Source organism: Planktothrix mougeotii LEGE 06226 (assembly GCF_015207485.1).
Taxonomy (GTDB): domain Bacteria; phylum Cyanobacteriota; class Cyanobacteriia; order Cyanobacteriales; family Microcoleaceae; genus Planktothrix.
This window is the reverse complement of sequence record NZ_JADEWU010000127.1, coordinates 1-10,288: the sequence shown is the minus strand read 5'-3', so window position 1 is coordinate 10,288 and position 10,288 is coordinate 1. Positions and strand designations below refer to the sequence as shown.

The following is a 10,288-nucleotide window of genomic DNA, read 5'->3' as shown; positions in this document are numbered from 1 at the left end:
AGTAGCTAAAGTTCACAACAAAATGACTCGATGCCGTGAGGATTTTCACCATAAGCTATCACGCAGGTAGAGACGCGCCATGGCGCGTCTGTACGACGAAAACGTAGAGACGTGCCATGGCACGTCTGTACTTGTGTGTGAAAATCTAAATATCAAAGGTATGGTCAAAAACCATTGTTTAGCCCAAGCAATTTCTCAAGTGGGATGGGGTCAATTCCAGACCATGTTGTCCTACAAAGCAGAACAGGAAGGGAAAATCTATTTAGAAATTGATAGATTTTTCCCTTCCTCAAAAACTTGTAATCATTGCTTAAATGTGGTTGATAGCTTGCCTTTAGATGTTCGACAATGGACTTGTAATCATTGTGGTACAAAACACGACCGAGATATCAACGCTGCCAAAAATATTAGAGATGAAGGACTGCGTTTTTTGTCGTTAGGAACTAGCGAGTCAGCCTGTTGTCCAGATGTCAGACGTAATAGTGGAGGACGCAAGAAATCTACTGTTGCGCTTTCTGTTGGACAGGAAGCTCCGACAAGCCGCGCGTAGCGGGTCGGAGTAGTTCACTACAACGTCTATATATTGATACTCTATTTTCACGGTTGATCATGCCATTGTCTGATACTCCAGAGAAAACAGTTTTTGATTTGCACGCCGAGGCACATCGCTATATCGCCCAACAGCAGTTTGATGAGGCGGTTGAAGTCTGTCAGCAAGCACTGAAGTTGCAACCTCGCTTCCTCCCGACTTACAGTACGATGGGGTTGGCCAAACAATTGCAAGGAAAACTGGATGAAGCTAAATTTTGGTATACCAAAGCCCTCGACCTCAAACCCGATTGGGTGGAAGTTCATGCTAATTTAGGGACGGTATATGTTCAACAACAGCAATGGCAAGAAGCCCTGCAATCTTATCAAACTGCGCTGCATTTTAAACCTAATCAAGCCATAATTTATCAGAATTTATATAGGGTTTGGATTAATCTCAATCAACCGGAAGAAGCGAATCATGCTTGGTTTCAAGCCTTAATTTTAGAGCCACAATGCGTTTCTCCTCAAGATTATATGGATTTTGGGAAAACGTTAATTGAAAAAGGCAAATTAGATCAAGCTCTGGAACTGTATACTAAGGGCGTAGAAATTTATCCCAATTGGCCCCACTCCTATTTTAGTTTGGGAGAAGCTTTAAGCCGGAAACAACAATGGGATGAAGCGATCGCAGCCTATCATCAAGCGATTAGTCTTGATCCGGATCGTAACCTGTTTTATCAAAGTTTGGGAGATGCCTTAGTTCAGCAGAAAAAATGGGATGATGCGATCGCAAATTACCAAAAAGCCATTGAACTCAGCCCGGATTTTTCCTGGACATATCATCAACTGGGAAATGCTTTATCTGAACAACAAAGATGGGAAGAAGCTACCCTTGCTTATTACCAAGGAATTGCCCTTAATCCTAAATTTTTCGGTTCTTATTTTAAATTAGGAGAAATTTGCTCTAAAACCGGAAAACACCAAGAAGCTGTTGATTGGTATCGCCAAGCTATTGAGATTAATCCTGATGGCTTTTGGTTGCATTTTACCTTGGGAAATAGCTTGTTGGAAATGCAACAGTTTGAGGAAGCGTTAACTTCTTATCAGCAAGCGATTGAACTGGAACCCAATATTGATTGGTTATACCCCCAAATGGGGAAAATATTGACAGCCCAGAAACAATGGAACCAGGCAATTGATGCTTATTGTAAAGCTGTTGAACTCAATCCGAATAATCTTTGGCTGTTAGATCAATTAGCAGATACTTTAATTGAACAGCAGGAGATAGAAACTGCAATTTCCGTTTATCAAAAATGTCTCGAAGTTACTCCCAAAGCTCATGTTTTACATTATAAATTAGGGGATTTATATAACTCTCAAGGTCAAATTGATGAAGCGATCGCATCCTATCAAACCGCTATCAATCTTAATTCAAAGGTCGCTGAATATTACGCGGGATTAGGAGAAGCTTGGTTAAACAAACAAGACTTAGCTCTAGCCATGTCCTATTTGATGGACGCTTTACAAATGAAGCCTGATTTAATTCCAGCTTATGAAAATATTGCTAAAATTTTACACCAGCAAGGAAAAACAGAAGATGCCTTAAGATGTTATAATTATAAAGATTTACCTTTATCACTTTTAGAACAATATTGTCCTGTTAATCCTGATCTATTGATTACATCAGACTTTAGTTCTCATGTAACTTATATTCCCGTTTATCCGGGGAATCAAATTTCTTTAAACCCTTCTCGAACCATTGCTCAATTTCATCCAGGGTTTATTTTTGGTCAAGCTGAAACTCGAAATGCTTTTGTCGTGATATTAGAGAATGGGAAAGTCTGGGGAGATTCAGCGACCAGTGCAATTATGACGGCACAAAATGAATTACTCACTGATATTTCAACCGGATGCGCTGAATTAGTTTTATCCTCCAATAAGTTGCCCCCAGTGTATAAAATTGATGGAACGGTTGCCTTTTTATCCGTGCAATGGGGAGAAGCATTTTATCATTGGATGTATGATGTTTTACCTGGCATTCATTTAATTCAAGAAAGCGGTATTTCCTTAAATAGTATTGATTATTTCGTTTTCAATAGTTATCGTTTTCCCTATCAAAAGCAAACCTTACAAAAATTAGGTATCCCAGAATCTAAAATTATCGAAAGTCGTTATCAGCCTTATATTCAAGCCCAAAAAATTATAGTTCCCGCGCCTAATTTTTTCCATAATTCCACAACAACTTCTCCTTGGATTTGCAAATTCCTCAAACAACAATTCGTTTCTCAAGAGTTTCAGAAAATTTCTACAAACCGTCGCATCTATATTAGTCGAGAACAAGCCAGTTACCGTCATCTGGTGAATCAAGATGAGTTACTTAAACGTTTAGAACCCTTGAACTTTGAGAGCGTTGTACTAGAATCTTTAACGATTTCTGAACAAGCCGAATTAATGGCTAGTGCGTCAGTGGTTTTAACTCCTCATGGTGCGGGCTTATCTAATATTGTATTTTGTCAGCCTGGAACTAAGGTGATTGAATTATTTGCACCCACTCATATTCCCCCTTGTTATCGAATTATTAGTAATATCTGTGAGCTAGAACATTATTATTTAATTGGAGAGCTTGTCGAAAATGAAGCTTTAGATGATATTACGTTTTTAGGATTATTAGATATGCGGATTAATATCGATGATTTAATGTGCTTACTAGAATTAGCAGGGGTAACAAAACCTGCTTAATATTGTGAATATTCTATCGGGAATAAAATCATGCAGCTATCTGAAACACCAGACAATTCTGTCATTGTTTTATATCAACAAGCGTCTCGCTATATCGATCAACAGCAATATGAAGAAGCGATTACAACTTGTCAAAACATCTTAAAATTGCAACCTAATTTTGCATTAGCTTACAGCACCCTTGGGTTAGCCAGACAATTGCAAGGACAACTAGAGGAAGCTAAATCATACTATGAAAACGCCTTAAAACTACAACCGAACTTGGTCGAAGTTCTAGGGAATTTAGGGACAGTTTATCTACAACAACAGCAATGGGAAAAAGCTTTAAAATTCTATGAAATTGCTTTACAGTTAAAACCGAATCAAGTCGGGATTTACCGAAATTTATATAGTGTTTTTAGCTACCTAAACCAACCCGAAAAAGCACTAGAATGTTGGTTTCAAGTATTAATTTTAGAACCTGAATCTATCCCCCTTCAATCTCATATTGATTTCGGCAAAAGTTTAATTTCTCAAAGCCAATGGGATCAAGCAATTTCTTTGTATTTAAAAACTTTAGAAATTTATCCTAATTCCCATCAAGCTTATTATTGGTTAGGAGAAGCTTTTTCTGGAAAACAACAATGGTTAGAAGCAATAAAAGCTTATCGTCAAGCTATTAAAATTGAGAATAATATTGATTGGTTTTATCCCAAATTAGGAAAAGCGTTATTAGAAACTCACCAATGGTATGAAGCTGTTATTGCCTATTATGAAGCGGCTAAATCTAATGCTTATTATCAAGAGCTATTAGATGAGATTATTCCTAAAATTATACAATCTCAAGAATTAATTACAGCAAGTTTAATCTTTGAAGAACAGTTAAAAAAACGTCCTGAAGCAGATGAACTTTATCATATATTAGGAAATATTTGTAAAATCAATAATAAGATTGTAGATGCAATTTTTTATTATACAAAAGCGATTCAGATTAATCCTAATCTTTCCCAATATTATGCAGATTTAGGAGATGCTTGGTTAAAACAAAAGCAATGGGAACAGGCTATTTATTGTTGTCTTGAAGCTTTAAAAATTAATCCTGATTTTATGAAACCTTACGATATAATTGCTGAGGTTTTGATGCAACAAGGATATGATGAAGAAGGTTTAGGCTGTTATAACGCTAGAGAAATACCCTCTGCAATTCTTCAAAAATATTGTCCCATTCCGACACACCAACTGACTTTATCCCAGATTGATTCTCAGATCAACTCTATACCCATTTATTCTGAATCTAATATTACTTTAACTCCGTCAAAAACGGTTTCTCAATCTCAATTTTGTTTAATGTTTGATCACGCTACAACTCAAAAAGCATTTGTAGCCATTTTAGAGAATGCTAGAGCCTGGGGAGATTTAGCCACCAGTGCCATTATAACAGAAAATAATCAATTAGTTACGGATCTTTCAACGGGATGTGCTGAATTAGTTTTATCATCCAATCAATTAGCACCAGCCTATCAAATTGACGGGACAATTGCCTTTTTATCGGTGCGTTGGGGAGCAACCTATTTTCATTGGCTGTATGATGTTTTACCCGGTTTTGATTTAATTCAAAAAAGTGGGATTTCCTGGGATGATATTGATTATTTTGTGATTAATGCAGACTATCCAACTTATCAAAAAGAAACCTTAGTTAAGCTTGGTGTTCCCTTGTCTAAAATTATGGTTAGTATGACTCATCATCATATTCAAGCAAATAAAATTATTGTTCCTTCCCCGAATTTAATGTACAAAAATGTGATCACACCTGCATGGGTGTGTAACTTTTTGAGATCAGCTTTTCTTCCCGCTAATATTGGGAATATTACCCCTTATCGTCGAATTTATTTGAGTCGAGAAAAAGCAAGTTATCGTAATGTTATTAACCAAGATGAATTATTTCAATGTCTGAAACCATTAAACTTTGAAAGCGTGGTTTTAGAAACTTTAAGCTTTTCCGAACAAGTAGAATTAATGGCGACCGCATCCGTTGTAATTGCGCCGCATGGTGCTGGATTATCTAATATTGTTTTTTGTCAACCTGGAACTAAAATTATTGAGCTATTTCACCCAGATTATGTTCCGATTTATTATCGATTGATTAGCAATCTTTGTCAGTTAGAACATTACTATTTAATTAGTGAAGTCATTGATAAAACAACAGAAAATTTAACTCATCTCGGACAACTCGATATGAAAATCAATCTGGATGAGTTCATAAATTTGTTAGAATTAGCTGAAATTAAAATAACTTAATTCCTGCTTCTAAAGGTTGAGAACGTTGTTGTATTGTTTGTTGTAAAACCCAAGTTGTTAAATTTTGCCATTCCGGTAAACTACACAGTTGATTCACAGATAAAGGCTGTTCTAAACTATTAGAATAATGAACAAAACTTTCTGTCCAATTGGTTAAAGTTTCTACCGCTAAAAATGGGGTATATTGCCAAGCTTTTTGTAAATATTCTGCCATTTCTAGCGGAAACCCAGTATAATATAAATACCAAGAACTCCAAACTAAGGTACTGTAACGTACCCAATTTTCAATTAACCGAATTTCTAAGGGAATATTGGGAAGATTAAAAAATTTATCTAAAACATAATTAATCGATTTTGCTTGAGAAATTCCATCCCGCATTGTGTTGCGGTCATGTTGACGATAACAAACCGTTGATTGACGTAGCCAAGCGGATTCACAGCCTAATAATGCTAATCTTAAAATTAAATCTACATCCTCCCCATGAGCTAACCCCGCTTCAAACCCTTCAACTTTTAATAACCAATCTCGACGAAACATTAAAGTTCCCATTGTACCCAACGGTTTCCAACGTAACCACATTTCTAAATTCAATTCAGGAACATAGTCCCAAGGTGTCGCATCCATTAAAGTTTCTCCCTGTTGGTTCACGCGACGCCATCCACTTTGAACCAGTCCCAGTTGGGGTTGTGCTTCAAAAACGGCGAGTTGAGTTGTTAATTTATCAGGAAGAAAAGTATCGTCCCCATCGAGGAAAACAATAAACTCTCCTCGTGCTAAATTTAACCCATGATTTCGCGCGACAGAAACCCCTTGGTTTTGTTGATAAACATAGTGAATGTGTTGAGAATAGGGTTGTAACGCTTCCCGGGTGTTGTCCTGGGAACCATCATCCACGACGATAATTTCATAAGCAGAATAAGTTTGATTAAGAATACTTTCGATCGCTTGCCCAATATAGCGATCGCAGTTGTATGCTGGAATCACAATACTAATTTGGGGAGTTTCTAAGGAATTGGACATAGATTTAATCCAGAGCTTGATTCAATGTTAAATGTTAGGGTTGATTTTTATCTTCTATAATACCTAAAACTGCTATTAATAATTCCTCTAACTTGAGTTAGTCTCTGGACAGAATTCTCGTTAACTTAAAAAAGTTCAGTGTTGAGCTTTAGCCTAAGAATCTAGGTACTTTAGCTTAACTAGAGAAGATTTATTAATATTCGTTGATTTGGGACTTGCTACTTATTGTTCTGTTATTATTTAATTTATAATGAAAAAAAATTCTATCCCTGTTCCCCAAAATCAAAAACTTCCTTGGTTTGAACGGTTAATGGCTATTGTCGTTACCGTTAACTACGGATTAATTTTATTTAATCTCAGTTATACTGATTTGCGAGATTATTATTTTCGTTATATCCCAGTTCTAACCCAAATTTATGATCCCATTAAAGGGATAGAACCCCATCAAGATACAGAAAAATATTTAGAGACTGTTGAGCAGTTAAAATTTAGTGTAACTGAAACCAGTTTAAATTCTACTGAAACCGATGAAATTTTAGCACAATTACGCGCTCAAAGTGAGGGAATGATCAATGAAAATCCCTTTGCAATTGCTGAAAAAAGCGGAACTTTAGAACGCATTAAAAATCGAATGCGAGATCAGGTCGAAAATCCTCAAAATTCCGCTAAAGAATCTTTTAATACCTTTTGGAGTATATCTTATCTCAAACAACAAGGATATGATCAAGAAATTGACTGGTTTGAAAAAAATATTAGCCCTTTAATTGCTATAAACTATTATCGAACTCTCGGAGAAAATGGGGAATTCACTCGAACTTTTTGGAAAATTGATTTACCCTTTGTGATCATTTTCTTTCTCGAATTTTTAGCCCGAACTTATTTTATTAGTCGTCGTTATCCGAGAGTGACTTGGTTTGATGCGATGTTATGGCGGTGGTATGATGTCTTTTTGTTTTTACCCTTTTGGCGATTATTAAGAATAATTCCTGTAGCACTACGCTTAAATCAAGTCCATTTTATTAGTTTAGAATATATTCGGCTTCAAGTGACTCGCGGATTTGTGGCTGGAATAGCCAGAGAATTAACCGAAGCCGTTGTGGTTGAAGGTCTTGAACAAGTTCAACGGGAAATTGAGAAAGGAGATGTGGTTAAGCGATTTTTCACGAATCGCAATAAAAAATATTTAGATATTAATAATATTAATGAAATAGAAGCGATCGCTAATCATTTAATTAAAACAATTATTTATAATGTTATTCCTAAACTAGAACCCGATATTGAAGCATTATTGCGCTATAATATTGAACAAGTTATCCAACAATCTCCCGTTATTCAACAGTTTAAAAGTATACCGGGTTTACAACAAATTCCTGAGCAAATTCAAGAAAGAATTATTGCTGAACTGTCTAAATTAGCAACAGAAGGGCCACAGGATGCCTATGAAACGGTGAAAAAAGCGATGGAAGATCCCGTTGGTACAAAATTAACCAATCAATTAGTTAAAAACTTTAGTCAGGTTTTAGGAGAAGAATTACAAAAAGAACAAGGTTTTGCGGAAATTCAAACCTTATTAATTGACTTTTTAGAAGAATTCAAAATTAACTATATTCAACAAGTGGATGAATCTAACTTTGAACAAGTTCTCGCCCAATTACATGAACAAAGACGATTAGCAGAAACCGATTAAATGTTGTCCTTGTCAACGGTTATCCGTCAACCGACAACCGACAATACTCCTGACAATTGCCTTCACTGTAAGCTAAACTAGAAGAAGAGGCGAACCCAAAAGGTTCGTCTTTGGCTTCTGGGAGGACACTGTTTCACGCGCAGAGTGGGTGAAGCCCACTTTTTTCATGTCAGTGTAACGCCAGAACTTCTGTAGACTCTAATATTCCCGTCAACTATGGCTCATCCCCTGATCCCCGAAATTCTTGATATCGCCACCCCCATCGCCCAAACCTTGGGACTGGAAGTGGTGGGGGCTACCTTTTACACCAATCAGAAACCGCCTGTACTGCGTGTCGATATCCGCAACCCCAGTCAGGATACTGGATTGGATGATTGTGAACGGATGAGTCGGGCTTTAGAAGAACAGTTAGAGACGACGAATATTATTCCCGATGCGTATGTTTTGGAGATTTCCAGCCCAGGAATTTCACAATTTTTAACCAGCGATCGCGAATTTATTTCCTTCAAAGGATTTCCGATCATTGTCAAAACATCAGAACCCTACAAAGGTCAGACTCAACAACGGGGAAAACTCGTGCGTCGGGATGAAACAACTGTTTATCTCAGTCAAAAAGGGCGACAAATCGCAATTCCGCGCGAGTTAGTAACGGAAGTTTTACTAGACGAAAGTGGAGAGGAATAAAAGTTTTATAACGCTGGAAGTCAATAAATAGAAACTTTCCACTCTGTTCCCTGTTCCCTGTTATCAAAAAATCAAAATTTGGAGGATAAAAACCCTATGTCAATGGTGAGTTTGCCCGGTTTGCAAGATATGATTAATAGTATTTCTCAGGAACGCAATCTACCCAAACAAGCGGTAGAAGAAGCGTTGCGAGAAGCGTTATTAAAAGGATATGAACGCTATCGACGGACGATTGAAATTCAGACTCAATTTAGTGACGATTATTTTGATAATTTTGATGTGGAGCTTGATGTTGATGAAGAAGGATTTCGGGTTTTAGCCAAGAATTTAATGATTGTTGAACAAGTCAGTAATCAAGATCACCAAATTGCCTTAAAAGATGTGCGGGAAGTCGCTCCCGAAGCCCAGTTAGGGGATACGGTTACGTTAGATGTTACCCCGGATCAAGGGGAGTTTGGCCGTATGGCTGCCATTCAAACGAAACAGGTTTTAGCCCAAAAACTCCGAGATAAGCAGCGTAAATTGATCCAAGAAGAGTTTAAAGAACTTGAAGGCACTGTGCTCCAAGCTAAAGTGCTGCGGTTTGAACGACAATCGGTGATTATGGAAGTGGCCAGTGGTTTTGGTCGGATGGCCGTTGAAGCGGAACTCCCCAAACGCGAACAACTCCCCAATGATAATTATCGAGCCAATGCGACTTTCCGAGTTTATTTGAAAAAAGTCTGCCAAGGTTCCCAACGGGGGCCACAATTGTTAGTATCTAGGGCGGATGCTGGGTTAGTGGTTTATCTGTTCGCCAATGAAGTCCCAGAAATTGAGGATGAAGTGGTGCGAATTGTCGCCGTCGCGCGAGAAGCCAACCCCCCTTCCCGTCACGTTGGCCCCCGGACTAAAATAGCAGTAGATACTTTGGATCGAGATGTTGATCCGGTTGGTGCTTGTATTGGAGCCAGGGGTTCGCGGATTCAAGTTGTGGTGAATGAACTGCGGGGTGAGAAAATAGATGTGATTCGTTGGTCACCTGACCCGGCTACCTATATTGCTAATGCCTTGAGTCCGGCCAGAGTCGATGAAGTCCGGTTAGTGAATCCTGAAGAACGTCGTGCCCATATTTTGGTTCCCGAAGATCAATTGAGTTTGGCCATTGGGAAAGAAGGGCAAAATGTTCGTCTCGCGGCTCGATTAACAGGATGGAAAATTGATATTAAGGATACTGCTAAATATGATGCAGCAGCCGAAGATCAAAAAATCGCCGAAGAACTCGAACGTCAAGCTTTAGCGGCAACGGATGAGGATTTTGACGAATTCGGGGAAGAGGAGTAGAGGGGATGGGGGGACAAGGGGACAAG

At 37.9% G+C, this 10,288-nt stretch carries 6 protein-coding genes and 1 pseudogene; 6 read left to right on the top strand and 1 reads right to left on the bottom strand.

Features of this window, described 5'->3' with window-relative positions; genetic code table 11:
* The 3 genes and pseudogenes from IQ236_RS26825 to IQ236_RS26815 all read left to right on the top strand — a co-directional run.
* Positions 1-550: pseudogene (locus IQ236_RS26825) on the top strand (RNA-guided endonuclease InsQ/TnpB family protein); the annotation flags it as partial.
* A 59-nt stretch (positions 551-609) separates the two neighbouring features.
* A complete protein-coding gene (locus IQ236_RS26820) occupies positions 610-3,270 on the top strand; it encodes a tetratricopeptide repeat protein (protein ID WP_193872184.1) in 2,661 nt (886 codons plus the stop codon).
* Between the two features lie 30 nt (positions 3,271-3,300).
* Positions 3,301-5,547 (top strand): tetratricopeptide repeat protein, encoded by a 2,247-nt coding sequence (locus tag IQ236_RS26815; protein WP_193872182.1) that lies wholly within the window; start codon positions 3,301-3,303, stop codon positions 5,545-5,547.
* Here IQ236_RS26815 and IQ236_RS26810 read toward each other — a convergent pair.
* A complete protein-coding gene (locus IQ236_RS26810; RefSeq protein ID WP_193872180.1) occupies positions 5,534-6,568 on the bottom strand; it encodes a glycosyltransferase family 2 protein in 1,035 nt (344 codons plus the stop codon). The two genes, IQ236_RS26815 and IQ236_RS26810, sit on opposite strands and share 14 nt — an antisense overlap.
* Before the next feature lie 250 nt (positions 6,569-6,818).
* Between IQ236_RS26810 and IQ236_RS26805 the strand changes: the two genes are divergently transcribed.
* From IQ236_RS26805 to nusA, 3 genes are all read left to right on the top strand, one after another.
* The gene (locus IQ236_RS26805; RefSeq protein WP_228041887.1) at positions 6,819-8,255 is read left to right on the top strand and encodes a hypothetical protein; all 1,437 of its coding nucleotides are present in this window, start codon (positions 6,819-6,821) and stop codon (positions 8,253-8,255) included.
* Positions 8,256-8,471: 216 nt separating this feature from the next.
* Positions 8,472-8,939, top strand: a complete 468-nt coding sequence (gene rimP / locus IQ236_RS26800; protein WP_072721599.1) for a ribosome maturation factor RimP — start codon at positions 8,472-8,474, stop codon at positions 8,937-8,939.
* Between the two features lie 96 nt (positions 8,940-9,035).
* On the top strand, positions 9,036-10,262 hold the full coding sequence (gene nusA / locus IQ236_RS26795; protein WP_190521364.1) for a transcription termination factor NusA: 1,227 nt from the start codon (positions 9,036-9,038) through the stop codon (positions 10,260-10,262).
* Positions 10,263-10,288: the final 26 nt, after the last annotated feature.